Source organism: Candidatus Skiveiella danica (assembly GCF_022705245.1).
Classification (GTDB): Bacteria; Pseudomonadota; Gammaproteobacteria; order Burkholderiales; family Burkholderiaceae_C; genus Skiveiella; species Skiveiella danica.
This window is the reverse complement of record NZ_JAKJEW010000004.1, coordinates 93,369-115,745: the sequence shown is the minus strand read 5'-3', so window position 1 is coordinate 115,745 and position 22,377 is coordinate 93,369. Positions and strand designations below refer to the sequence as shown.

At 64.4% G+C, this 22,377-nt stretch carries 21 protein-coding genes; 5 read left to right on the top strand and 16 right to left on the bottom strand.

Annotated features, from left to right (window positions below; translation table 11 throughout):
* Window positions 1–19: 19 nt before the first annotated feature.
* The 7 genes from ACMUOY_RS03725 to ACMUOY_RS03695 all read right to left on the bottom strand — a co-directional run bounded on the left by ACMUOY_RS03725 (window position 20) and on the right by ACMUOY_RS03695 (window position 7,358).
* Complete coding sequence (locus ACMUOY_RS03725; RefSeq protein WP_413891225.1) at window positions 20–1,519, bottom strand: VWA domain-containing protein; 1,500 nt, start codon at window positions 1,517–1,519, stop codon at window positions 20–22.
* A gap of 13 nt (window positions 1,520–1,532) precedes the next feature.
* Window positions 1,533–2,915 (bottom strand): AAA family ATPase, encoded by a 1,383-nt coding sequence (locus ACMUOY_RS03720; RefSeq protein ID WP_413891223.1) that lies wholly within the window; start codon window positions 2,913–2,915, stop codon window positions 1,533–1,535.
* 84 nt (window positions 2,916–2,999) lie between these two features.
* Complete coding sequence (locus ACMUOY_RS03715; RefSeq protein WP_413891221.1) at window positions 3,000–3,422, bottom strand: hypothetical protein; 423 nt, start codon at window positions 3,420–3,422, stop codon at window positions 3,000–3,002.
* 14 nt (window positions 3,423–3,436) lie between these two features.
* Entirely contained in the window at window positions 3,437–4,618 is a 1,182-nt protein-coding gene (locus tag ACMUOY_RS03710) for a rhodanese-like domain-containing protein (protein WP_413891220.1), read from the bottom strand.
* Between the two features lie 89 nt (window positions 4,619–4,707).
* Window positions 4,708–5,100, bottom strand: a complete 393-nt coding sequence (locus ACMUOY_RS03705; protein ID WP_413891219.1) for a hypothetical protein — start codon at window positions 5,098–5,100, stop codon at window positions 4,708–4,710.
* Between the two features lie 42 nt (window positions 5,101–5,142).
* Window positions 5,143–5,739, bottom strand: a complete 597-nt coding sequence (locus tag ACMUOY_RS03700; protein WP_413891218.1) for a cytochrome b/b6 domain-containing protein — start codon at window positions 5,737–5,739, stop codon at window positions 5,143–5,145.
* Between the two features lie 11 nt (window positions 5,740–5,750).
* Window positions 5,751–7,358: a tetrathionate reductase family octaheme c-type cytochrome gene (locus ACMUOY_RS03695; RefSeq protein ID WP_413891217.1), complete on the bottom strand. Its 1,608-nt coding sequence runs from the start codon at window positions 7,356–7,358 to the stop codon at window positions 5,751–5,753.
* 176 nt (window positions 7,359–7,534) lie between these two features.
* Between ACMUOY_RS03695 and ACMUOY_RS03690 the strand changes: the two genes are divergently transcribed.
* The 3 genes from ACMUOY_RS03690 to ACMUOY_RS03680 all read left to right on the top strand — a co-directional run bounded on the left by ACMUOY_RS03690 (window position 7,535) and on the right by ACMUOY_RS03680 (window position 10,039).
* On the top strand, window positions 7,535–8,065 hold the full coding sequence (locus tag ACMUOY_RS03690) for a YeeE/YedE thiosulfate transporter family protein (protein WP_413891216.1): 531 nt from the start codon (window positions 7,535–7,537) through the stop codon (window positions 8,063–8,065).
* 1 nt (window position 8,066) lies between these two features.
* A complete protein-coding gene (locus ACMUOY_RS03685) occupies window positions 8,067–8,681 on the top strand; it encodes a DUF6691 family protein (RefSeq protein WP_413891215.1) in 615 nt (204 codons plus the stop codon).
* Between the two features lie 269 nt (window positions 8,682–8,950).
* On the top strand, window positions 8,951–10,039 hold the full coding sequence (locus ACMUOY_RS03680) for a phospholipase A (RefSeq protein WP_413891213.1): 1,089 nt from the start codon (window positions 8,951–8,953) through the stop codon (window positions 10,037–10,039).
* Between the two features lie 158 nt (window positions 10,040–10,197).
* On the opposite strand, the gene htpG is transcribed toward ACMUOY_RS03680, so the two are convergent.
* From htpG to ACMUOY_RS03645, 7 genes are all read right to left on the bottom strand, one after another.
* Complete coding sequence (htpG, locus tag ACMUOY_RS03675; protein WP_413891211.1) at window positions 10,198–12,183, bottom strand: molecular chaperone HtpG; 1,986 nt, start codon at window positions 12,181–12,183, stop codon at window positions 10,198–10,200.
* Between the two features lie 75 nt (window positions 12,184–12,258).
* Window positions 12,259–13,293, bottom strand: a complete 1,035-nt coding sequence (locus tag ACMUOY_RS03670; RefSeq protein WP_413891209.1) for an ABC transporter substrate-binding protein — start codon at window positions 13,291–13,293, stop codon at window positions 12,259–12,261.
* 81 nt (window positions 13,294–13,374) lie between these two features.
* Window positions 13,375–14,652, bottom strand: a complete 1,278-nt coding sequence (locus ACMUOY_RS03665) for an esterase/lipase family protein (RefSeq protein WP_413891207.1) — start codon at window positions 14,650–14,652, stop codon at window positions 13,375–13,377.
* 98 nt (window positions 14,653–14,750) lie between these two features.
* Window positions 14,751–15,278 carry an HAD domain-containing protein gene (locus ACMUOY_RS03660; protein WP_413891205.1) on the bottom strand — a complete coding sequence of 176 codons (528 nt, stop codon included), beginning with the start codon at window positions 15,276–15,278 and terminating at the stop codon, window positions 14,751–14,753.
* A gap of 66 nt (window positions 15,279–15,344) precedes the next feature.
* Window positions 15,345–15,788, bottom strand: coding sequence for a hypothetical protein (locus ACMUOY_RS03655; RefSeq protein ID WP_413891203.1), 444 nt, complete (start codon window positions 15,786–15,788; stop codon window positions 15,345–15,347).
* 176 nt (window positions 15,789–15,964) lie between these two features.
* Window positions 15,965–16,597, bottom strand: a complete 633-nt coding sequence (locus ACMUOY_RS03650) for a hypothetical protein (RefSeq protein WP_413891201.1) — start codon at window positions 16,595–16,597, stop codon at window positions 15,965–15,967.
* A gap of 132 nt (window positions 16,598–16,729) precedes the next feature.
* Window positions 16,730–19,144: an AAA family ATPase gene (locus ACMUOY_RS03645; protein WP_413891199.1), complete on the bottom strand. Its 2,415-nt coding sequence runs from the start codon at window positions 19,142–19,144 to the stop codon at window positions 16,730–16,732.
* Window positions 19,145–19,301: 157 nt separating this feature from the next.
* Between ACMUOY_RS03645 and ACMUOY_RS03640 the strand changes: the two genes are divergently transcribed.
* Together ACMUOY_RS03640 and vapC are read left to right on the top strand one after the other, a co-directional pair.
* Entirely contained in the window at window positions 19,302–19,541 is a 240-nt protein-coding gene (locus ACMUOY_RS03640) for an antitoxin (protein WP_413891197.1), read from the top strand.
* Between the two features lie 8 nt (window positions 19,542–19,549).
* The gene (vapC, locus tag ACMUOY_RS03635; RefSeq protein WP_413891195.1) at window positions 19,550–19,948 is read left to right on the top strand and encodes a type II toxin-antitoxin system tRNA(fMet)-specific endonuclease VapC; all 399 of its coding nucleotides are present in this window, start codon (window positions 19,550–19,552) and stop codon (window positions 19,946–19,948) included.
* 120 nt (window positions 19,949–20,068) lie between these two features.
* Here the strand turns inward: vapC and ACMUOY_RS03630 are convergent, their stop codons facing one another.
* Together ACMUOY_RS03630 and ACMUOY_RS03625 are read right to left on the bottom strand one after the other, a co-directional pair.
* Window positions 20,069–21,046 carry a helix-turn-helix transcriptional regulator gene (locus ACMUOY_RS03630; RefSeq protein ID WP_413891193.1) on the bottom strand — a complete coding sequence of 326 codons (978 nt, stop codon included), beginning with the start codon at window positions 21,044–21,046 and terminating at the stop codon, window positions 20,069–20,071.
* A 401-nt stretch (window positions 21,047–21,447) separates the two neighbouring features.
* The gene (locus tag ACMUOY_RS03625) at window positions 21,448–22,302 is read right to left on the bottom strand and encodes a hypothetical protein (RefSeq protein WP_413891191.1); all 855 of its coding nucleotides are present in this window, start codon (window positions 22,300–22,302) and stop codon (window positions 21,448–21,450) included.
* Between the last annotated feature and the right edge of the window lie 75 nt (window positions 22,303–22,377).

The following is a 22,377-nucleotide window of genomic DNA, read 5'->3' as shown; positions in this document are numbered from 1 at the left end:
CGCGGCGCGGCCGCCGGCGTCAGCGCCGGATCGCGTTCGGGAAAAACTGCGCCGTAATGCTGCGGTTGCTCACCGGTGAAAAGCCGTCGGCATACGCGGCGTGCGCATCGCTGGCGTAGCGGCGCCAGTCGCGCACCCAGTGGATCGCGTCGCAGACCTCCAGCAGGCCGATGGTCTCGCGGTCGCCGATCAGGATGCCGTGCACGCGCAGCCCCAGGTCGGCTTTGCACGCCCGCAGTGCCGCCAGCGTGGCCGGGGTCACCCCGAATTCCCCGTCACTCACGATCAGGATGTCGGCCAGCGCCCACGCCTGCGTGTGCACCAGTGCAATCGCGCGCTCCAGCGGCGTCTGCACATCCGTGCCGCCATCGAAACTCTGGCCCATCACGGCCAGCAACGCATCGAGGCCTTGCAGGTCGGGCGCCAGGTCGCGCTCGACGACTTCATCCGGGCCACCAAAGGCCAGCAGGCGGCAGCCGCGCCGGGCCTGGTGCGCCGTGCGCAGCACCTGCAGCACGCAAGCCTTGGCCACGTTCTCCGGCGCGCCGCGCATCGAGCCCGACGTGTCCAGGCACACGATCATCGGCCCCTGGCCCCGCGGCGCCGGCTCCGGGGCTGCCGCCAGCGCACGGCGTTCATCGGGGCAGACCACCCACTGCGTGAGCACCGCCTCATCCTCGTAGCTCAGCAGCTGTGACTCGGCCAGGCGCGCGCGCCACAGGCGGTGCAACACCGGGTGGCGGATCAGCGCCGCCTCGCTGGCCAGCATGCGGCTGATCAGTCCCGAGCGCTTGATGCCACGCACCGCGCCGGGCTGGTCCACCAGCCGGATCTCGATGGCCTTCACGGCCAACGGGCGTGGCGGCGCCGCTCGCGGCGTGTCGTTCTGGCGCGGCGGCAGGTCGTCACGGCGCTGCGCGCGGCCGACCCGCTCGATGAATGCCGCCAACTGGGGCAGCGCAGCCAGCACCTCGCCGATGCGTTGCGCCTCGCGCCATTCGCGGCTGTTCAGGCGCCCCTTCAGCTCGTCCCAGCGCAGGCGCGCCAGGTCACCCAGCGTCTGCAGCAGCGCCAGCACCTCTTCCCAGCCCTGGCGCTCCACCGTCCACTCCTCGCGAAAGGCCTGCGCCATGGCGGCGATCGCCTCGGCGCGGGACTGCCCTGCTGGGCGGTCCACCAGCCTGTCGAGATGCCACAGTGCTGTGCGCAGAACCTGCACCGCAAGCGGCTCGCTGCCCTGGGTGAGCGCGGTCAGCGCCAGCTCGCCAATGACCTGGCGCAGCGCTGCACTGGCCGCCTGCTCACCCAGCGCATGCACCGCGTCCGGCAAGGCCCCGCCCAGCAGCGCGTCACGCCAATGCGCCAGGGCGTCGAGCCGCTGTGCGGTGGCGCCGCTGCTGCAGACGATGGCGGGCAGCCACAATTCCCGCGGCAGTGTCGCCAGCGCGTGAAACGGGGCGTTGAAGGCCGCCGCGCCCGCAACGGTTGCGCCGAAAGGCATGGGCGGCACGGCGGACATCGTCACGCGAGGTTCAGGCCAGGATCTGGACCGCGGCCGGCTCCACGGCAGCCAGCGCGGGATCCACCGGCAGCTCGGCGAATCCCTCGGCCACGCCTTGCAGCCGCGCCCGCAATTGCGCCAGCGTGCGCACGTTGTCACGATGCACAGCGTCGATGGCATCGCGCCAGGTGGGCGGCAGCCACGCATGTGCATGAGCCTGCGTCCGCATGGCTTCAGCCGTGGCCTGCACGGCCTGAAGAGCAGCAACCGCCCGATCAAGCACCTCCTGCACCTGCGCCCCGCGCGCGGCCAGATGCAAGCCGCTGTAGCGCTTGCGCGCCTGGTCGGCCACCATGCGCACCAGCCCCTGCCCGACGTCGTGCACGCCCGGCCCCGCGATTGCACGCGCCAGTGCCAGCTTGCCCGCACCATCGTCATCTGAGCTGGCGGGTGCGGACATTTCTATCTCCAACTGTTTCTCGAACGCCTCGGTGGCGCGGACAAGCCAAAGCACATCCACCGGCACCGCCTGGCCGACCCCGGCCAGGAACCAGTCGCGCAACATGGGCACTTGCGCCGGGCGCGCCGCCAGCACGTAGGGCAGCACCCACAGGTCCCACGGGCTGACGGTTGCATCGGAATCGTCTGCGGCCAGCCGGCTGACCGCCTGCACCTGCAACAGGGCGGCCAGCTTGCGCCAGCGACGGTCCGAAACGGTGATCTGCTGCGCCGCACACAGCGCGCGCGCCTCCACCAGCTGCTCGAGCACTGACTGAGGCAGCGGCAGCGCGGCGGCGCGCGTGCGCAGGCCCTCCAGCGCCTGGGCCTCCAGGCGTGCGCATGGCTGCGGCAGCTCGGCCGGCAGTTGCAGCAAGGCAGCAAAGTGCGCATCGTCAACCGGCTCCACCGGCACGCGCAGCGCAAAACGGTCGTAGAAGGCCTGCAGCGCCTCGTCCTCGGGCACCTCGTTGGTAGCGCCCACCACGCTGATCAACGGCACCGCCACACGGCCGCTGCCGTTGTCGAACTCGCGCTCGTTGAGCAGCGTCAGCAGGGCGTTGAGGATGGCCGAATTGGCCTTGAACACCTCGTCCAGGAAAGCCACCTGCGCCGTGGGCAGGAAGCCGTCGATGAGACGTTCGTATCGGTCATCCTCCAGCGCCCGCAGCGACAGCGGCCCGAACAGCTCCTCCGGCACGGAAAAGCGCGTCAGCAGGCGCTCGAAATAGCGCGCGCCGGCAAACACCCGGCGCAGCCGCCGCGCCAGCTCACTCTTGGCAGTTCCCGGCGGGCCGATCAGCAGCACATGCTCGCCGGCCAGCGCTCCCAGCAACAGCACCCGCACCGCAGCGTCGCGCTGCAACAGGTCACGGTCAAGGTCGGCGAGGCAATCCTGAAGAGTCCGAATGTCCATGGCGCGATGGTACGCGGACTCCACGGGTACCGGCACTACGCCATACCCACTTCACCCCGGCACAGTGCCGGGGCGGTCACAACCTCAGAAACCGAATGCGCGCACGCCGGGTTTGACCATGTAGGCAGCGACCTCTGGAGGCTTGGCGACCGAGACACCTTCGATCAGATCGGCCGGAGCCTTGTCGGCGTTCGGCAGGAACAGCGCGCAGACCTCCACGGTGGCGCCACCCTTGATCAGGCCGGCCATCATCTGCTTGGGCGTGACATTGCGCGGCTTGAGCGCGGGCGGCTCATACGCCTTCAACGCCAGCTGGCCGGCCGGGCCGCACAGCAGGATGCGCACGGCAGCCTTCTGTTCGGCCATCTGTGTGGCCAGTACCATCGCCATGCCCTGGGCCTGGTTGTCGGCACTGGTGACGCTGAAGAAGGTTTCGGTCTGACTCTGGGCGATTCCGGACAGCGAACAGGCAAGCAGCGCGGAAAGAATGATTGAATTGCGTTTCATGATGTTGTTCCTGCTTACTTGCCCTTGATCGTGTAGGCGCCATCCTTGGTCCACTTGATGTCCGCGTCCAGGAAAACGGTCTTCATCTCGGGTTTGTGGAGCTTCACCAGGTCATGCGCCTCGCCGCTGCGGGCACCCGCGCCGCAGAAGAAGATGATGGGCTTGCCGGTGGGCAGCTTGTCCAGGTTTTTTTCCAGGGTGCTCAGCGGCATGTTGATGGCGCCCTTGAAGGTGCCGTTGTCGAACTCCTTCGGGTCACGCACGTCGATCAGGAAGACGCTGTCCGGGGCCTCCTTGAAGATGCGCTCGAAGGAGGCCACAGCGATCGATCCGGCCTCTTTGCCGGCCTCGATGGCGGGCGCCTTGGCGGCTGCTGGCGCCGCTCCGGCGACCGCTGCGGTCGGGCCGGGCCCATAGGCCTTGACCCAGGCCGGGTAGCCCTCGGGCACGACCTTGACATTGGTGTAGCCCAGCTTGACCGCCTTCAGCGCCGAGTCGTTGCTCAGCACGCAAGCCAGACCGTCGCAGTAGAAATACAAGGGGGCCGCCTTGTCAGCCGGCAGCATTTTGGGGGCCAGGGAATCGAACTGGGAGTCCGGAATGTTGATGGCCGTCGGGATGTAGCCCAGATCGTACTTGCGCGCCTTCGGACGCGCGTCGATCAACGTCATGGGCGCCTTCTCGTCGATCAGCTTCTTGATGTAGGCCACGCTGACCGCGGGCAGGTTGCCCCCGGCCACCCATCCCGGAAAACCTTCCGCAAAGACGCGCACATTGGTGTAGCCCAACGCTTCAGCCTTGGCCGCGGAGCTGTGACTCAGGATGCAGTCATAGCCTTCGCAATAGAACACCAGCAGCATGGCTTTGTCCTTCGGCAGCATCGTCGGCGCGAGCTTGTCGAAACTGGTGTCCGGGATGTTCACAGCCGTCGGAATGTGACCGATGTCGTACTTGCGTGCGGTGGGGCGGGAGTCGATCAGCATCACGCCGTCGATCTTGGGAATGGCGGCCTGCTTCTTCACGAAGTCGAGGTTGACCAGATGCTTGTACCAACCGGGTCCGGGATTGGCCGGCGAATACGCCACGGCGGCAGCCGATGCGGGCGTTGCGGCGGGCGTTGCGGTCTGGGCTTGTACCTGGGCAAGGGCGAAGGCCGACAACAGAGCGGCCACGAGAGGGAGATGTCTGGTTTTCATGATGAGTCCTTGGTCAAATGGTTCTTGACGCCCCAGAAGGGGCGCTGTGGCACGCCGCCGCGGTTCTCGCGTTGCGTGCCGGCTGGGGATCAGCTGCAGGTGGCGGGTGAATCGCCGTCCTTGGCGCCCTTGAGCAGGAAGGCCTTGACGTCCTCCGCCAGTTCCTTGTCGGGCACGTCAGCAAATTTCTCGGCGGTCTTGTTGGTGGCCTTGATACTGGCCCGATATTCCTTGGTGTAGTACTTGTTGACCGTGTCCTTGCCCTTGGCGTGCTTGTCCAGCAGCAAGTAGGAGGACCAGTCCGCCTTGGTCTTGGTGCTGGGGTTGATGGCGCCGATCGGTGCCGCCGTATGGCACGAGGTGCAGACGCTGCGGTAGTAAATACGACCGCGCTTCCAGTCAGCGTCATAGGCCTGCGCGGCGAAGGAGGCGCCCATCAAGGCGATCAGGGCGGCGACGGGGAGGAATTTCGAGGATTTCATGATGGCTCCTAAGTAATTGAATGAAGGGTGCTGGGGCTTGGATCAGCTGAGCTCTTCCCAGCCGGTGACCATGGCCTTGAGTTGCGAGTTCCATTTGTGCCCGGTGGTCGCCAGGTAGATATGGGAGATCAGAAAGGCCAGCATCAGGAAGGCGCCCAGGGTGTGCGCCGTGGCGACCCATTCCAGCTTCAGCCCGCCGAGGCCCCAGGCGGCCCAGTCGCCGTAGAACAGGTACAGCCAGCCGCTGATCCAGATCAAGGGGCTGAGCAGGGTCAGAACCGCCAGATAGGTCAGGCGTTGCAGCGGGTTGTGCTTCTGCAGGGACGTCGGCTTGAACGGATGCGGCTCGCCCTTGAAGATGCCCGACGAGTAATAGTTGGCGATCGCGAGCACCTTCTGGGTCGTGGGGATGTACTGGCGCCACTCGCCCGTGGTCACATGCCAGAAGATCGCGAAGATCCACAGGCCCACCAGCGACCAGGCCGCGATGGTGTGGTAGTTCACGGCCTTTTCGAAGCCGAAAAGACGGTAGGTGCCGTGGATCTCGAAGCCGCTCACCAGCAGGAAGATGATCAGGGACGCCTGGGACCAGTGCCAGAAGCGTTCGAAGCCCTTGAACAGATAGACACGTTCAGTCATTTTGTTGCTCCTTATTTCTTGCCGCGGGATACCACGCGCATGAGGCCGTGTCCGGTGACGCCCAGCAGCGTCAGCAGTACCAGGCCCCAGCCCAGCTTGTTGACGAGGGGGTTGGCGCTGGCGCCGGGCATGTAGATGCCGTCAAGCCCTTCCAGCCGGCCGCCTGGGGTGTGGCATTCCGAGCAGGCCAAGGCCTTGTCCTTGGGCGCCACCATGTGGGTGATGGGCCAGTCCATCTGGGTCTTGATGAAGTCGAACTTTCCGGAGTAGGGCGTGCCGGAGACCTTCATGCCGGCCTCGATCGCCTTGTTCCACTCCAGGTTCTTCCAGTAGCCGGTGTCGTCGTTGCCTGCGGTGTGCGGCGTGATCAGGGTCTTGTTGACCGTGTCATAGGGCTGCTTGCCCCCAAAGCGCTTGATCGGCCAGATCATGGATTTCCCGTCATTGGGGCTGCCGCCCAGCGTGTTGATGCGGGTGACGGGTTGGGTGGCATCGATCTTGTCGGTCAACAGCGTGTAGTTGACCTGGCCGTTGAACCACACATAGGTGGGCTTGACGTTTTCGGCCAGAACGAAGTCGCCTTTGCGCGATTCGTAGATGAGGCGGCCCTTGGCGTCTTTCTTTTCGATGTGCTTGCCGTTGGCATCGCGTTGACCGGCGGTGGACCAGTCCCAGCTCATCTTGGTGGCAATGCCGCCGCGTGCAAATTCGGGGATGTGGCAAGTCTGACAGGCCAGCTTCGCGGTGTGGCGGTTCAGCACAGCCTCCTTCTTGTGCGGGCCGTTGCCGTGGCAGGAGACGCAGGTGGCGGGGTTGCCGTCGTTGCTGGCGCCGCGCATGTGTGCACCCTTGGCGTCCTTGGCTGTCGGGGTGTAGCGGCTGCCGGCCACGTCATGGCTGGAGGTCTTGTGGCAGGTGGCGCAGGTGAAGTCCAGGCCGGAGGCGTCCATGTGCACATCGACGGCCTTTTCCGGCGCGGCCAGCGAGCTGTCCATGTCGCCATGCTTGACGCCGTCGCCGCCGCCGCCGTTGAAGTGGCAGGCGCCGCAGGTGTCGCGGCTGGACTTGCCGACCTTCTGGGCAATCTTGGACAAGTCGATCGCCTTCAGAATCTTGCCCGAGCCGGGCGGAAACTCCATGTCCTGGGTGACCACGTTGCCGGCCAGCCCGGACGGTTTGCGGTAGTTGCCCGTGGTGTCGTGGCACACCACGCAGTCCACGTTCTCTTCGGACTTGAAGTCAAACGACGCGTCTTTCCACCCGTAGCCGACGTGGCAGCTGTTGCAGGCGGCTTCGTTGGAGGCGATCGAGATGCAGAAGTTGTTGACGACGTTCTTCTTGCCCAGCAGCTGGTTGGTGGCCGGGTTCTTGTATTCCCACTTCCAGTGCTTGGTGCGGTGGATCTGCCCGGCCGCCTCGGTGTGGCAGGACAGGCAGGCCTTGGTGAGCTCGGGGCCCGACTTGAACTCGCGCTGAAGTTCCTTGAATTTGGTGTGATCGGCCGTGGTCTTGAGATTCACCGGCTTGGCTTCTTCGGCCTGCGTCACGCCCATGGCTGCCAGGCCGAGACAACTCGCCATCCATGCCACGCGCGCCCATCGATTCAGTCTGGAGGTCATTTGCAACCTTTCGTCGTATGTCCCAACTGCTGGGGTTTACCCTCGACGCCATTCTGCAAATCTTTGGCTTCACTTATATTGACCTAGATCATAAATACCCTACGGGGTATCAACTAAATTGCGTTCATGGCCGGTCAATGCGTGACGACGGCCAAATTTCCGAAAGGCAGAAAACCATGAACACCCTCTCCACCGACGGCCGCCGCACCGTCAAACCGTTCTGGCCACCCATGGCCGCGGGCATTGCGCTCGGGCTGGCGCTGCTGTTCACCTTCCTGATCACGGGCCACGGCCTGGGCGCCAGCGGCGCCGCCACCGACGTGGTGGCGGGAACCGGCCTGGCGGTGGCACCTGCAGCCACCCAAGCCAATCTTTACCTGGCTTCCAAAGTGGCCGACGGCAACCCGATCGGCTCCTGGATGACCTGGGAAGTGCTGGGTCTGTTCATCGGCGCGCTGGTGGCGTCCTTCATGGCCGGTCGATTCCGCGTGCAACTCGATGGCGCGCGCAGTGTGGGCTCCTCCGGCCGCATCGTTCGCGCACTGGCCGGCGGCTTGCTGGCCGGCTTCGGCGCAAGGGTGGCCGGCGGCTGCACCAGCGGGCTGGGCCTGTCGGGAGCGGCGGCCCTGGGCATTGCCGCGTTTGTGTTCCTGGCCCTGTTTTTCGCGACCGGCCTGATCGTCAACCGCATCGTTCGAGGAGTCTGAGATGTTGGACCTTCATTTCCCCCTGCATACCTCCGGCGCCCTGTCCGGCCTGATCTGCGGCGTACTGTTCGGCTTCATCCTGGAGAACGCCGGCTTCGGCAGCCCGCTGAAGCTGACTTCGCAGTTCCGGCTGACCGACTGGTCCGTCTTCAAGGTGATGTTCACCGCCATCGTCGTGGCGGCTTTCGGCCTGTGGATCCTGCGCCTGGTCGGCGTGATACCGCCCGATTCCGTGGCGGTGCCGCAGGCGCTGGTGATGGCCTCGGCCGTCGGAGGCGTGCTGGTCGGCGCCGGCTTTGCCATTGGCGGCTATTGCCCCGGCACCTCGGTGGCGGGCCTGGCCTCGGGCCGGCTGGACGCGCTGGTCTTCATCGTCGGCCTGCTGGTCGGCACCTTCGCGTTCGTGGGTCTTTACGGGCCCACCATCCGTACCATGATGGCCATGGGCTCGATCGTCGATGGCGACACCTTCACCGACGCCTATGGCGTGGCCGAGCCCATCGTGCTGGCCGTTCTGGCGGCGGCGCTGGTGGCCGTGTTTTATTTCGGCTCGTGGTTCGAGCGCCGCGGCCCCGGCCCGGTGAGCGCCGAGCAGGCGGTCGCTGGCGCCGAATAGGCTGTCGCTAAAAGAATGGCCCCGGCTGCAACGGCAGTCGGGGACATTTTCTTTACTACTATTTCAATAGCTGTTTGCGTCCATCCGACGCTGGACTACGCCAGATCGGCCGCTCCATCGGCCTCGACCCCCCCGTTGAGACGGATCGAATCGCACTGTGTGCGCCACCCAACAGACGGATGACACCCGCCGGCGAAGAATGAAGGTCGTTGACTGAACGTACCGCCGTTGGCGTGTCCGTATCTTCCTCACCTTTTCCGTCTGTGATCATGAAGCATTCCGGCACCGCCCTAGTGGTTCTCGCTCTTTTGTCCGTCCTCGCAACCCAGGCAAAAGCTGCGGACGAGCCCGCAGTTTGTCGCGCCCTCGACGACGACGCGTCCCGGCTGGCCTGCTACGACCAGGCCGCCGGCCGGGCAAGGCCCGGGGTTGCAGCGCCCGCCTCCACCCCTGACGCGGCCATGGTGACAGCGGCGGCCAGCCCGCCCCCGGTGCCGGCGCCGACGACGCGCAACTGGTGGACCGCAGGCACGTACACGCCGCAGACCTTCGCCGAACGCTGGGAACTCGATCCGGGCACCAAGGACGGCGTCTTCAAGATCAAGGCCTATCAGCCCACGTACGTGATGGTCGGGAACTGGCGCAAGAACACCAACCCGAACCCCTGCTCGCCCAATCCGCAGAACTGTGCATCCGGTCAGGATGCCTACATGCACGGCGACGCCAAGTTCCAGATCAGCGCCAAGACCAAGCTCTGGCAGGACATCTTCGACAGCCCGCTCGACCTGTGGGCGGCCTATACCCAGCAGACCTACTGGCAGGTCTACGACGGAAAGAATTCGCGGCCCTTCCGCGAGACCGATTTTCAGCCCGAGGCCTGGCTGACGCTGCCCCTCAGGGTCGGCCCCGAGGGGCTGCAGTGGCGCATGCTCAACCTGGGCATCTCGCACCAGTCCAACGGGCAGAACGATCCGCTCTCGCGTTCATGGAACCGGGTTTACGCGACCTTCGGGCTGGCCGCGGGCGACCTGAGCGTGCTCATCAAGCCGTGGTGGCGCCTTCCGGAGACCGGGACGTCCGACAACAATGCCGACGTGGGCGACTACGCGGGCCGGCTTGAAGTTCAGGCCGTGCTGCCCTACGGCGCCAATGTCTTCTCGGCCACGGTGCGCAACAACCTCAAGAACAGCTCGAACACGCCCAGCCGCACATCGGTGCAGGCCGACTGGGCGTTCCCACTGTATGGTCAGTTGCATGGCTACGTCCAGGCTTTCTACGGCTGGAACGACTCGCTGCAGAACTACAACTTCCGCAACACCGGTGTGGGCATTGGCGTTTCGCTGACCCAGTGGCGCTGAGCTGACAAACTCCTCAATCGATAGCTGACAACGACCATCTGACGCTGGGGAATAGCTGTTTTCCTTGAATTTCCATCCAAAGCCAGCGTTTTACCTTGCCTACCACCCGCTCAGCCGGTCACTGGACCACCGGCTGGTCCGGACGGCAATCCGGATGCTCAGGCGAGCAGCGCGTTCACGCGCTTGACGTACGCGGCAGGGTCGTCCGGCAGGCCGCCTTCGGCGATCAGCGCCTGGTCGAACAGGATGTGCGCCAGGTCGTTGAAGTGCACGCTGCCGTCCAGCTTCTTGACCAGCGCGTGCTCGGCGTTGACTTCCAGCACCGGCTTGACCTCGGGCGCCGCTTGGCCCGCCTGCTTGAGCATGCGCGCGAGCTGCATGCTCATGCCGGCGTCCTGCACCACCAGGCAGGCGGGGCTGTCCACCAGGCGGGTGGTCAGGCGCACGTCCTCGGCCTTGTCCTTGAGTGCTTCCTTGAGCTTGGCCAGCAGGGGCTTGAGGGTTTCAGCGGCCTCTTCGGCGGCCTTCTTCTCGGTCTCGTCCTGCAGCTTGCCCAGATCGACCGCACCCTTGGCCACCGACTGCATCGGCGTGCCGTCGAAATCGTGCAGGAAGTTCAGCGCCCATTCGTCGACGCGGTCCGTCATGAGCAGGACTTCGATGCCCTTCTTCTTGAACACTTCGAGTTGCGGGCTGTTCTTGGCGCCGGCCAGGGTGTCGGCGGTAATAAAGTAGATCGCCTCCTGGCCCTCTTTCATGCGCGCCTTGTAGTCGGCCAGCGACACGCTCACCGTGTCGGTGCTGGTGGAGGCAAAGCGCAGCAGCTTGGCCAGGCGGTCCTTGTTGGCGAAGTCCTCGCCCAGGCCTTCTTTCAGCACCGCGCCGAACTCGCTGTAGAAGGCCGTGTACTTGCCGGCCTTGGCCTTGTCCTCGTCGCTCACCACGTCGGTGACCGCTTGCTCGCCTTCAGCGGAGGCGGCCGGCTCGGGCAGCTTGTCGTGCTTGGCCAGGTCTTCGAGCATGGACAACACCCGCTTGGTGCAGCCGTCGCGAATGGCCTTGACGTCGCGGCTTTCCTGCAGCAGCTCGCGGCTGACGTTCAGCGGCAGGTCGGCCGAGTCGACCACGCCCTTGACGAAGCGCAGGTAAGTGGGCAGCAGGGCCTCGGCATCGTCCATGATGAAGACGCGCTTGACGTACAGCTTGATGCCGGCCTTCTTGTCGCGGTTCCACAGGTCCATCGGCGCCTTGCCCGGGATGTACAGCAACTGGGTGTACTCAGTGCTGCCCTCGACGCGGTTGTGCGTCCAGGTCAGCGGGGCCTCGAAGTCGTGGCTGATGGCCTTGTAGAACTCGGTGTACTGCTCTTCGCTGATGTCTTTCTTGGGCCGCGTCCACAGGGCCGAGGCCTGGTTGATGGTTTCCCACTCGCCGGTCTTGACCATGCCGCCGGGCTCACGGCCGCCGTTCTCGTCACCGGGTGTGATCAGCTCGCCGTCTTTCCACTCTTCCTTTTCCATCACGATGGGCAGGCTGATGTGGTCGGAGTACTTGTTGACGATGTCTTTCAACTTCCAGCTGCTGGCGTAATCCATGGCGTCTTCGCGCAGGTGCAGGATCACGCTGGTGCCGCGTTCGGCGCGGGTGATGGTTTCGACCTCGAAGTCGCCGGCGCCGCCGCTGACCCAGCGCACGCCTTCGGTCTCCTTCATACCGGCTCGGCGGGATTCGACGGTGATCTTGTCGGCCACGATGAAGCCCGAGTAAAAGCCCACGCCGAACTGGCCGATGAGCTGGGAGTCGGCCTTCTGGTCGCCGCTGAGCTTGCTGACGAAATCCTTGGTGCCGCTCTTGGCGATGGTGCCGAGGTGCTCGATGGCCTCCTGCGCGCTCATGCCGATGCCGTTGTCGGTAATGGTCAGCGTCTTCGCGTCCTTGTCGAAGGCGAGCTTCACCTTGAGTTCGGCGTCGTTCTCGTACAGGCCACCGTCGTTGATAGCCTCGAAACGCAGCTTGTCGCAGGCGTCCGACGCGTTGGAGATCAACTCGCGCAGGAAGATTTCCTTGTTCGAGTACAGCGAATGGGTCACCAGGTGCAGCAGCTGAGCGACTTCGGCCTGGAAGGAAAGGGTTTGCTTGGTCATGGTCTTCAGGATGGGGGGAGTGAAAATACGAACGCCCCTTCATGTAGGGGCGTTGCCACGGGTTTCAAGCGGCAATTATCGCGGCTGGGACTCCACCTCCCGGGTCCAGCGGTCCACCAGCCGGCGCCGCTCGGCCGCCTTGCCGTACTTCTCGAAGTCGTACTTGATCAGGCGCACGTTGTCGATCGACGGAATGCGCGGATCGGGCTTGAAGGTCTTGTTGGCCGGCACCTGCAGGCTGTTGGCGCGCGCGCCGATCTGCTGGCCCTCGGGGCTCATGAGCCAGTCGTAGTAGCGCTTGGCGCCTTCCTTGTTGCGTGCGCCCTTGACCAGCGCGATGCCGCCGATCTCGTAGCCCGTGCCCTCGCAGGGCGCCGCCGACTGCACGGGAAACTTGTTGGTGATGCGCTCGTTCTCGAAGCCGAAGATGAAGCTGATGCCGATGCCGACCTCGCCCTTGCCCACGCTGCGTGCCTGCGCCTGGCCGCTGCGCGTGTACTGCGTGATGTTCTTGTGCAGCTTCTTCAGGTAATCAAAAGCGGCGTCCTCGCCCATCAACTGCACCAGGCCGGCCAGGATGGTGTAGGCCGTGCCGCTGGACGCCGGGTGGGAGGTCTCGATCTCGCCCTTGTAGATCGGATTCAGCAGGTCTTTCCAGCACTTGGGCGGCGGCAGATTCTTGCGCTTGAGCACCTCCTCGTTGTAACCAAAGCCGATGGCGCTGGTGTAGAAGCCGCCCACGTAGTTCTGGCTCATCGCGTACTGCCGCACCGCCCAGCCATGCAGGTCATTGAGGTAGGCAGGCCGGTACTGATCCAGCAGCCCGACCTCGGCCGCCTGGTAATACGGGTCGCCGGTGCCGCCCCACCAGATGTCGGTCTTGGGGTTGGCCGCCTCGGCGCGCAACTGGGCCTGCGCCTCGCCGGTGGCCTTGTGCGACTGGAACACCTTGATGCCGGTCTGGCGGGTGAACTCCTTCGCCGCCAGCTCGCACCAGGGGCCGTCGGTACTGCAGATCGCGTTCACAGACGCGGTCTGGGCCATCAAAGTGGCAGAACCCAGCGTCAAAAGGACGCAAGACGCTATGGTTTTCAAAGCACGAAAGTTCATGGGGGCAATCTCCTGCAGGGTCTCGATGGCGCAGTATCGCGCAGTTAGCGCCCTGCCCCGCGCTTCAGGGGGCGGACGCTTTCAGGCTTGGGGTTCAGCCGGCGGCGTCAGCCATTTCAAAACCTGCTGCGTGACCTCCGGGCGGCTCAGCAGTTCCATGTGGCCGGTGTTGAAGCTGATCCACTGCGAGTCCTTCGCAAAGATCAGCGAGCGCGCCGGGTCGTCGTGCTCGCCCAGCCCGCTGTGCAGCGGCACCAGGCCGTCGCCGGTCAGCCGGTCGGCCAGGGCGCTGCGCTCGCTGGCCAGCGTGGCCGCCACCGCGTAACACGCCACGCCGTCGGGCAGCGGCAGCGGCACCCGGCTGTCGGGCTTGCGATGGAAGCGGTCATGGCCCTGCCAGTCGGCGTCGAGCACATGGCCGTAGCGCAGGTCGGTGATGCCGGCGCTGCGCAGCTTGCCCAGGCGCGCAAACGGCGCGGTGAACGGCGTGCTGCCCAGGATCGTGTCGACCCAGTTGCCCGCCCGCTCCAGCGGCGAGCCGTGGTGCGGCGTGCCCAGGAAGACGATGTTCTTCAACATGCCGGGCCAGGTCAGCCCTTCCTGCTGCGCGTAGTACAGCGCGCTGCGGATCAGCAGGCCGCCCATGCTGTGCACCAGCACGGTGATCTCTTCGAGCGGCACCGGCCAATGCAACACCAGCTGCTCCAGCTCGGCCGCGAGCTGGTGGCCGTTCTGCGAGGTGTGCAGGCCGGTGTTATAGCGCAGGTAGATGGGGGTGTAGCCCAGCGCGGCGGCGACCGTCTGGCCGTGGTCGACGACTATGCCGTCTTTTTCGGTGTGCCACTGCAGGTCGTTCATGCACAGGCCGTGGATCATCAGCAGCACCTTGGGCGCCGCGCCTTCCAGGCGGGCCGGTCGCGGCTCCACGTCCCATTGCAGCGCCTGGCCCTGATGGCGCAGGCTCATCGGCGTGGCCAGCGGGTTGCCACTGGCGACCAGGTGGTCGCCCATGACGCCGTTCAGGATCGCCAGCACGGTCTCGCGCTGCGCGCTGCCGGCTTGTGCGGCGCCGGCGGATTCGAGCAGCGGCATCAGCCCGGTGAGCGCCACGTCGAGCGCCTTGCCCACCAGTTGCGTGACGCCGTGGATGCTCTTGTAGACCAGCCCGGTCACCCCGCGCGTCTGCCCCGTTGCGGGGCCGCCCGGCACGCCCATGGTGTCGTAGACGGACTGGTGCACGCCTTCGACGATGCGGGTCACGCCCTGCGTGGCCTGGGTGGCGAGCTGGGCCACGCCGCGCAGGTCGGAAGGGTTCAGGTGGCGCAGGGAGCTCTCGGAAACCGGTTTCTTCTTCGTCATGGCAATGCAGCGCCGCGGGTCAGGAGCCACGGTCGATGGCGCATTGTCTGCGGCGGCCCGCTGCCGCGTTAGGGAGCGCCGTCCAGATTCGTGGCATCTCAAGACCCGGATTGCAGCGACGATCCCTGAGCCGCTGTTACCTTGACGGGCGTGCCGGCTCGCCAATGGCGATCGCGACCGGCCTTCGGGACCGTCTCGACGTCGAGAATCGCGCAGAGCGCCACATAGTCGCCCCACAACAGGCCGTTGTCGGGGTCGGTCTGCACGAAGCACCCGCGCTGTTCTTCCAGCATGTCCGGGTCGTCGTCAACAATGGCCCACGTCCGCACATCTTCATGTTCGACCAGCCACGCCGCAATTTCGCTGCCGCGCGAACCCGACAAAACAGGCGTACCGCCAATGATCGGCAAATCAAGCGCGCGCCCGATTTCCGAATGCTGATATTCCTCGCGCCAGGACGAGGAGAGAACCACGCTCACGCCAGCCTCGCACAACCTGCGCACCAACCCGAGTGCGGCATGGTCGAACCTTTCCAGGTGCGCCAGTTTGTGGGGGTAACTGCCAAACGCCACGGCCGTCCGTCGGCTGTTGAGAACGCCGTCAATGTCCAGGAACAGGACTTTCATTTTTCCCCTTCGAGATGGGCCAAAGATGGCGTTTTCGCGTTGCCGCTGGGCATGATGAGTCCAACTTCATGAAGTTGATTCGGGTCTGTTTTCAATCGCCGTGATGCGCGGCAGTTGACCTTCACCCGCACAGGCAGGGCACATCGCGGCCCACCTTTGAGCATCGGTCAGCTCCACCGGCCTGCCGCACTGCTGGCACGTACGCTCCGCCTGCTGCTGGGCGAGTTCAATGAGGCGATGGGCTTGCGGATTGGCGTCGCGGTTGAAATGGTCGCGAATGTAGAAACGGAGGTAGCCGGATTTCTCCTTGACCCGCGTCGCGACCACCGGCGGCATCGCGCCGGCTTTGATTTGACGGGTGATCTCAGCGCACAGGCCATCAATGATGTCAAACCAGCCGTCGCCGCATTGGAAGCCCCAGCACATGCCGGTTTCTGCCGGGTCGCCGTGGCGGTCGGGGAATATTTTTGGGTAGCGGTGGTAGAGTATGTTGTCGAGTTCCTGATTCATGCCACGACCCTAAATCAGCGGGGCCGGTCCTATCCCACCCCCGTTGCGTAGTCTTCCAACCCTGCCGGGCAGGGCCGACCGGCACTCAGGGCGCCACATAGGCAGCCTAGCCGCAGGACTATCAACATGCCCGGTTGGACGATTGCGGACTGTCGGTCTGGCGAATGACATTGCTATCAAGAATGCAAGGCCGAAGGGAAAAGCAAATTTCCTGCAGAAACTTTCGCCAAGGCGCTAAACCCAAGTTCTCGCGCCAGCTGCTCATACGTCCTAATAAAGCCGTCAGCTTGTCTTTTGAGCGGTGTGACACGACCATCTGATGACTTGTGGTCGGGCACGAAAAGCTCCGATACGAGGGCCAAGTCTAGAAAGGTAGACTGAAGCCAATCGCACTTTTTTGTATACCCCGACGCCCACTTGGCTCCAGTTGCATCCAGCACTTTCTGATGTGTTTCGCGTCGATTTTTCGAACCAACCATCTCACAACATCCAAAGTGGACAAAGGAGATAGCTCCCTCCTTTGCTTTGCCGAGGGCATCCAGCAGTACCGCAGGCGGTATTGGCGAGCGTCCGTCCGCCGGCTCTAGGTTTAACTCATTGCCGTGACACGCGAAGTAAAGCATCGCACCTGCGTTCTTTGAAATACGCGACACGTAATACGAAATGTCCTCCGCGCTGCAGATCGTCCTATGGCTAAGGTCGATTTCTCGATGACTGTTGGAAAGTGCATTGAAATACGGAAGAACAAGTGGAACCTCATGGTTACTCCACCAGCTTCCTTCAAGCATCACGACTGGCGCTCTTCTCATAAATCATTCCTCAATCAAAATAGTACTCTCGAATATACGCATCAGGACTTCTGATGAATGAAAAAATCGATGCGCCCCTGCTTTAAGCATTGCCTAAATGGCAAGGCGCATCTGGCTGCATGACTTCACCACTCAGTGCGTGAACCCCATCGGCCTCGCATTGCCGATCATCCCCCGCCGGCTGCGAACCTCGTCCTGAATTAGTGCCGCCAGGTCACCGTCCAGCAATTCGGGCGTGAAGCGCAGCACGCGCGCGATGTTGGCGAAGTCGGCCGGAACGGCCGAGCCAGCCAGCCGCTGCAACGCCAGCGCCTCACCTGGGTTGGCGGCACGGCCGAAGGTCAGCTCAAACAGCACCGGCATCTGATCCGCGCGCAGGGCTTCGAATTCGAGGCGAAACTGGAAGCGCCGCAGCACAGCGGCATCCATCCGGTCCACCATGTTCGTGGTGCAGATGAAGAGGCCGGGGAAACATTCCATCTGCGCCAGAAACTCGTTGGTCTGGGACAGCTCCCAGCTGGCCCCGGCATGGCTGCGGTCCCCCAGCAGTGTGTCGGCTTCGTCCAGCAGCAGGACGACCTCGTCTGCGCGGTCGGCGGCTTCCTCGAACATCTGGGCGATGAGCTGCTCGGTCTGGCCCACCCAGGGGCTCAGCAGGTCGCTGCCGGACTTGACGATCAATTCCCGGCCCAGGCTCTTCGCGATGTGGTGGCCGAACTCGGTCTTGCCGGTGCCGGGCACGCCATAAAAGCACAGCGCCGCGCGCGGATGCCGGGCCAGGGCGGGCAGCAGGGTTTCGGCGCAGTGGCTGCCGCGCAGGTTGACGAAGCGGGTGTCGTAGGGGATCGCCGCATCGCGCCGCTTGAGCTGGGCGGGCAGGCCCAGGGCGCGCCGGGCGTTGGTCAGTTGCTGGTCCACGAAGGCGCTGGCCTGCTCGGAGCTGGCGGGCGCGGCCAGCGCCACGGTGCGCGCGGTGGTTTCCAGATGGCCCGGGGTGAGTTGCGGCAGGGCCGCAATCGCATCCAGCTGGGTGGCGGGCAGATTCAGCCCACCCAGGTACTGCTCCGCCAGCCGGCGCTTGACGCTGCGCGGCGGCTCGCCCATCTTGAGCACCAGCGAGAAACGCCGCAGCGTGGCCGGGTCGATGGCGCCGATGGAATTGGTGGTCCAGACCACCGGCACCGCCATGCGCTCCAGCAGCCGGTGCATCCAGGCCTTGCCCTGCTCCCTTTTGCTGGAGGCACGGGGCAGGCCAAACAGCTGGTGCAGGGCAAAACTGCCGGAGTCGGGGAACACGTCTTCCGCTTCATCGAGCAAAACCATGGCGTCGCGCCGGCCCTTGAGCGATTGCAGGGCCAGCATCAGGCTGCCCAGGCGGTCCGAGGTGTTGAGGCCAGCGCCATCGCCGTCTTCGCACTCCACTTCAAACAGTTGCAGGCCGGCTTCGCGGGCCAGCAGCTTGGCGTATTCGGTCTTGCCGGTGCCGGGCGGGCCGTAAAGCAGGATATTCAGCCCGGGCGCGGCTTGCGCGCCCGCATTGCGCAGGGTGGGCAGGGCCAGCTCGGTGAAGCGCGCCAGGTGTTGCACGTCGGGCACATCCAGCTGGGTCGGCAAGGCGGGCGACAGGAATGACGCAAAGAAGGCCTGGGCCGAGTCGAAGGTTTGAGTCATTGCAGCGCGGACGCGCAGGTTGTGGCAGGTGAGCAGGTCGTCGAACGTGCTGAGGTGGTGCCGGACGCCGGGGTCCTGATTGCGGTCGAGCACGCCGCAGCGGCGCAACATGCTGTCGGGGTGGTACAGCGACTCAATGGTGGCCTCATCGCAGTCGATCAGGTCGCCCAGGATGCGTGCGACGTGTTTGAAGTCGCCCACTTCGATGGGGGCCAATGCCCGCAACAGCGCGGGTGCCGCGACGCACAGCCCGATCAGTTCCAGCAGGCGCCCGCCCGCAGCGTCCAGCCCCAGACCCTCGGCCAGATAGGCGGCGTTGGTCTGGTGGGGCAGCGGCTGGGCCGGCTCGGCCTGCCGGACCCACCGCAAGGTGTCGTGCGCCAGGCGGCTGCGCAGCTGGTAGTCCTGGATCAGCGGGGTGAACCAGTCGTTGGACAGAGTGGCGAGTTCATCAGGGTCAACGAGTTCGGAGAGCACCATGTCGTTCTCGCCCACCCACTCGCCGTTGAGCCTGACCATCGAGAGCGGCCGGCCGGGAAGTGCCCAATCCAACTGTTCTTCTTCCACGGCATCGGAGCGGGACCGCCGACCGGCTTTGTGGCGCAGTTCGCCGATCATGCGGTCCAGCAAAAATTCGCTCCAGACCATCAGGCCACCGGCCGCCGACGCGCCCAGTCGGATGAAATCGCTGCCGCGCTCCATGGGCTTGCGGAACAGGATCAGGCGCGAGACGAACTCGGCCACGGCGCGCTCGATGGGGGCGGCCTCCTCGGCGCTGTGACAGCGCGTCAGGTAGCGCATGGACTGGGATTCGCTGGCCAGGTCACGACGGGCTTCGGCGGCCGGGCGAGGGGGAATTCGGCGGTTTGCGGGCATAAGACACCTCCTTGGAAGTGCTTATGATCGCGCCATGTTGCGACAGTATTCGTCGCTAAAAACGCGGCCTGAAAGCTTGCGCCTTCAGCCAAGATACATGCCTTGACACATGCCAGTTCAGCCATATACTTTGATACATGGCAACTTGGAGCAACTCATGACATTGCAAACAGCCCGCGTCGGCAAGAACAACCGTGCCCAGGTGGTGACGATTCCTCTGGAATTCAGGTTCCCGGAGGGGATGAAGGACGTCTACATCCGCAAGGTCGGCGACGACGTGATCCTTTCGCCGCGCCCGACCAGCTGGAAGTCGTTCCTCGAATCCGATGTGCGCGCCACGGATGACTTCATGGACGGCGTCGAGGATTTGCCAGTGCAGGAGCGAGCCTTCCCATGAGCCGGTACATGCTGGACACCGATACCTGCATTTTCATCACCCGCAAGTCGGCGCCCGTCCTGCTTGAACGAATCGAGTCCGTGCCGCTGGCGCAGCAGTGCATTTCGGTGGTGACCCTGGCAGAGCTGCTTTACGGCGTCCAGCTTTCGGCCCGGAAGAAGGCCAATCAGCAAGTGGTGGACTTGTTTGCCCGGCATGTCGAAGTTCTTGACTGGACTCCAGACGCTGCAAGACACTACGCTGAAATACGAGCCGACCTCAAGAAGAAGGGCCAGCAACTCGGGGCAAACGACATGCTGATCGCCGCGCACGCCCGCAGCATCGAGGCAGTGATTGTCACGAACAACGCGAAAGACTTTGGGCGGGTCAAGGGACTCAAGCTTGAAAACTGGATGCAATCGCCATGACGCCAAATGGAACGGCTGTTGATCTTGCCCCGGACGCCCTGGACGGATCTCGACGAGCCTCGACGGGGGGTTGACGGCAAGGCGGCGGCGGGGGATTTGAATGAACCCGGCTGCCGCTGTTCAGGGCTGCGTGGCTGGCCCCGTATCCGCATCATCCCCGGCGACGTCGCCATACTGCGCCGCGCCTTCACGCAGACGCGATGCCACCTCGCGCCGCAGCGTCAGCGGCTTCTCAACCTTCACATACGGCCCGAAACTCAGCAGCCACCAGATCAGGCGCTCCGTGTGCGGCACGGTGGCCGTGAAGCGCAGGCGGCCGTCGGCGAGCTCCTGCACCGTCTGGTCGACGGAGAGCTTTGATTCCAGCAGGTGCGCGCCGGACTGGGCTCCGAAAACCGCGACGAGTCGAACAGGCTTGGTGTGGGCATTCCGGTGGCCGAAGCCGAAGGCGCCCTGCTCGATGTAGCCCCGCAATGTGAAACCGGGCGGCGTGCTGGAAGCAGCCACCAGCAGCGTGGCAGACTCGATGCGGTGCAGGGGCAGCAGCCGGGGGTCTTCGTAGTCGAAGAAGGTGGCGACGAGGTACTGCACCACGCCGTGCTGGACCAGGCCGAGCGGGTGGACCGTAGCGGACTTGGCGACCTTGCCGCCTGCGCTGGTGTATTGAAAATCCAGTTGCCGTTCAGACAGCAGGGCTTGCGTCACGGCGTCATGCACGGACCGCTTGACCGTCGGGGGCAGCAAGGGCTGCGAGGCCGGCACGATGGCCACCTTGTCGAGCCAGCGCTGCACGGCGGTGTCGCCGTAGTGCTGCGTGAGTTGGTTGCTGGCTTCTTCGAAGTAAGGGCGCAGGTCCTGGACCGTCGATTCGGGCAGCAGGTCGATCAGGTAGGTCTGCAGCAGGCGAAGGCTAAGCGCCTGACTGGCGTCCATGCCCGGCACGGTGATCCGTTTGGCCTCGTTGGCCCAGTACCAGCCATAGGGCTTGTTGCGGTCGTCGCATTCCAGGCCGAAGGGAATCGTCAGGGATTTCAGATCCCGTTGAACCGTCCGCGCGTCCACCTCATACCCCAAGTTCCCCAGCCGTTCCAGAAGCATTGACGCGGAGATTTTGCCCCTCGCCGGAATCAGCTGGAGGGTGTGGAGCAGACGCGGGAAGTTGCGATCCATGGGCCGATGATAGCGAGAGGGTGCGACGGGTTCAGGCGCTTTGGGCGCAATGCGACACGCCGCGCCTACCGGTGCGCACCAGAGGGGAGGCGGCCATCGGCTTGGGCGTGCGGCGCACGACCAGAACCCGCAATTCAAACCCTGACAGCAGACGGTCCTGCTCCCACAGCACCTGGCGGCCGAAATGGCCAGTGGCGATCAGGACGTGCCGAGGTTCCGGGTGGACGCGGTGGACTGCGGGAAATGAAGGACTGGGCGACCGGCTGCGCATGAGGCATTCGTTGTGTTGCCTCTGATGATCCGCACGCCTGCGACAAATTTCGTCGTGATCAGCGACACAAGATTCGCACCCGTGTCAACGGGCCATACAAGGCTGTGGCGTACCACTGGTGCCGAGGTATGTTCAAGACCCTCACCCGCCCGGATTGGTCGGCGTCGACATTGATCGGGTATGCGTTGCAGATTTCGCGGGTTTCTTTCAGCGAAATATTCCATGCATCAATGCTGACCCAAAGCGCACTGGCGGCCGCAACATGGTCGATGTCCCGCGAATCACAGAACACCAGTTTCTTGTCCGCGGGCAGCCACAGGGCCTCCACCAGGCGGACACCGCTGGCGGTCTCGCCCAAGACCGACCTGACGTCCCCCACGTCGAGACATACCACCTCAACCGCTGCATCCAGCCCTTGAAACATCATCAATGCCGAGAGCGCGGTGCGGGCCAATGCACCTTCTTCTGCACGGATGCATCCGTGAAACGTCCCCGGAACAAAGGGGCCGTCATTGCGGGTTACCAGAACGCTCAACGGCGCGCCGACCCGGCTCAGCACAGAACCGATCTGACTGACGATCTCGTCATGGCGGTTGTCAGACGCATGGACGATGGCCTGAGTGATCTGAGGCAGGTCCTGCAAACAGTACTCGAGCGCTCCGACGGCATTCACGCCCTCGAACCGGACGTGTTCAACCTTGACAAAAACGAAGGCACCTCGCAACGCTTGCCAGGCTGCGCGGGTAAGGGCATCCGTTGCGGGACTGAGCAACAAGGTTGAAAAGGTCAGCGCCGCATCCGGAGCCCCCTTGGAGGGGCGCCCGGTGCTATGCATGAACCAGGCATCGATACCCGGCTGTGCGGCCTCATTCCGGGAGAATGGATCGTCCCAGCTTTCTACAAATCGTGACATTGAAACAACCTCTCCTGCGCGCTCTGGGCAAACCGGCGGAGATCCCGGGGTGGAATCGATGACCTCCGTCAGGGA

Coding starts and splice junctions, on each gene's coding strand:
- ACMUOY_RS03725 (WP_413891225.1), bottom strand. CDS start 1,519: ATGTCCGCCGTGCCGCCCATGCCTTTCGGCGCAACCGTTGCGGGCGCG.
- ACMUOY_RS03720 (WP_413891223.1), bottom strand. CDS start 2,915: ATGGACATTCGGACTCTTCAGGATTGCCTCGCCGACCTTGACCGTGAC.
- ACMUOY_RS03715 (WP_413891221.1), bottom strand. CDS start 3,422: ATGAAACGCAATTCAATCATTCTTTCCGCGCTGCTTGCCTGTTCGCTG.
- ACMUOY_RS03710 (WP_413891220.1), bottom strand. CDS start 4,618: ATGAAAACCAGACATCTCCCTCTCGTGGCCGCTCTGTTGTCGGCCTTC.
- ACMUOY_RS03705 (WP_413891219.1), bottom strand. CDS start 5,100: ATGAAATCCTCGAAATTCCTCCCCGTCGCCGCCCTGATCGCCTTGATG.
- ACMUOY_RS03700 (WP_413891218.1), bottom strand. CDS start 5,739: ATGACTGAACGTGTCTATCTGTTCAAGGGCTTCGAACGCTTCTGGCAC.
- ACMUOY_RS03695 (WP_413891217.1), bottom strand. CDS start 7,358: ATGACCTCCAGACTGAATCGATGGGCGCGCGTGGCATGGATGGCGAGT.
- ACMUOY_RS03690 (WP_413891216.1), top strand. CDS start 7,535: ATGAACACCCTCTCCACCGACGGCCGCCGCACCGTCAAACCGTTCTGG.
- ACMUOY_RS03685 (WP_413891215.1), top strand. CDS start 8,067: ATGTTGGACCTTCATTTCCCCCTGCATACCTCCGGCGCCCTGTCCGGC.
- ACMUOY_RS03680 (WP_413891213.1), top strand. CDS start 8,951: ATGAAGCATTCCGGCACCGCCCTAGTGGTTCTCGCTCTTTTGTCCGTC.
- htpG (WP_413891211.1), bottom strand. CDS start 12,183: ATGACCAAGCAAACCCTTTCCTTCCAGGCCGAAGTCGCTCAGCTGCTG.
- ACMUOY_RS03670 (WP_413891209.1), bottom strand. CDS start 13,293: ATGAACTTTCGTGCTTTGAAAACCATAGCGTCTTGCGTCCTTTTGACG.
- ACMUOY_RS03665 (WP_413891207.1), bottom strand. CDS start 14,652: ATGACGAAGAAGAAACCGGTTTCCGAGAGCTCCCTGCGCCACCTGAAC.
- ACMUOY_RS03660 (WP_413891205.1), bottom strand. CDS start 15,278: ATGAAAGTCCTGTTCCTGGACATTGACGGCGTTCTCAACAGCCGACGG.
- ACMUOY_RS03655 (WP_413891203.1), bottom strand. CDS start 15,788: ATGAATCAGGAACTCGACAACATACTCTACCACCGCTACCCAAAAATA.
- ACMUOY_RS03650 (WP_413891201.1), bottom strand. CDS start 16,597: ATGAGAAGAGCGCCAGTCGTGATGCTTGAAGGAAGCTGGTGGAGTAAC.
- ACMUOY_RS03645 (WP_413891199.1), bottom strand. CDS start 19,144: ATGCCCGCAAACCGCCGAATTCCCCCTCGCCCGGCCGCCGAAGCCCGT.
- ACMUOY_RS03640 (WP_413891197.1), top strand. CDS start 19,302: ATGACATTGCAAACAGCCCGCGTCGGCAAGAACAACCGTGCCCAGGTG.
- vapC (WP_413891195.1), top strand. CDS start 19,550: ATGCTGGACACCGATACCTGCATTTTCATCACCCGCAAGTCGGCGCCC.
- ACMUOY_RS03630 (WP_413891193.1), bottom strand. CDS start 21,046: ATGCTTCTGGAACGGCTGGGGAACTTGGGGTATGAGGTGGACGCGCGG.
- ACMUOY_RS03625 (WP_413891191.1), bottom strand. CDS start 22,302: ATGTCACGATTTGTAGAAAGCTGGGACGATCCATTCTCCCGGAATGAG.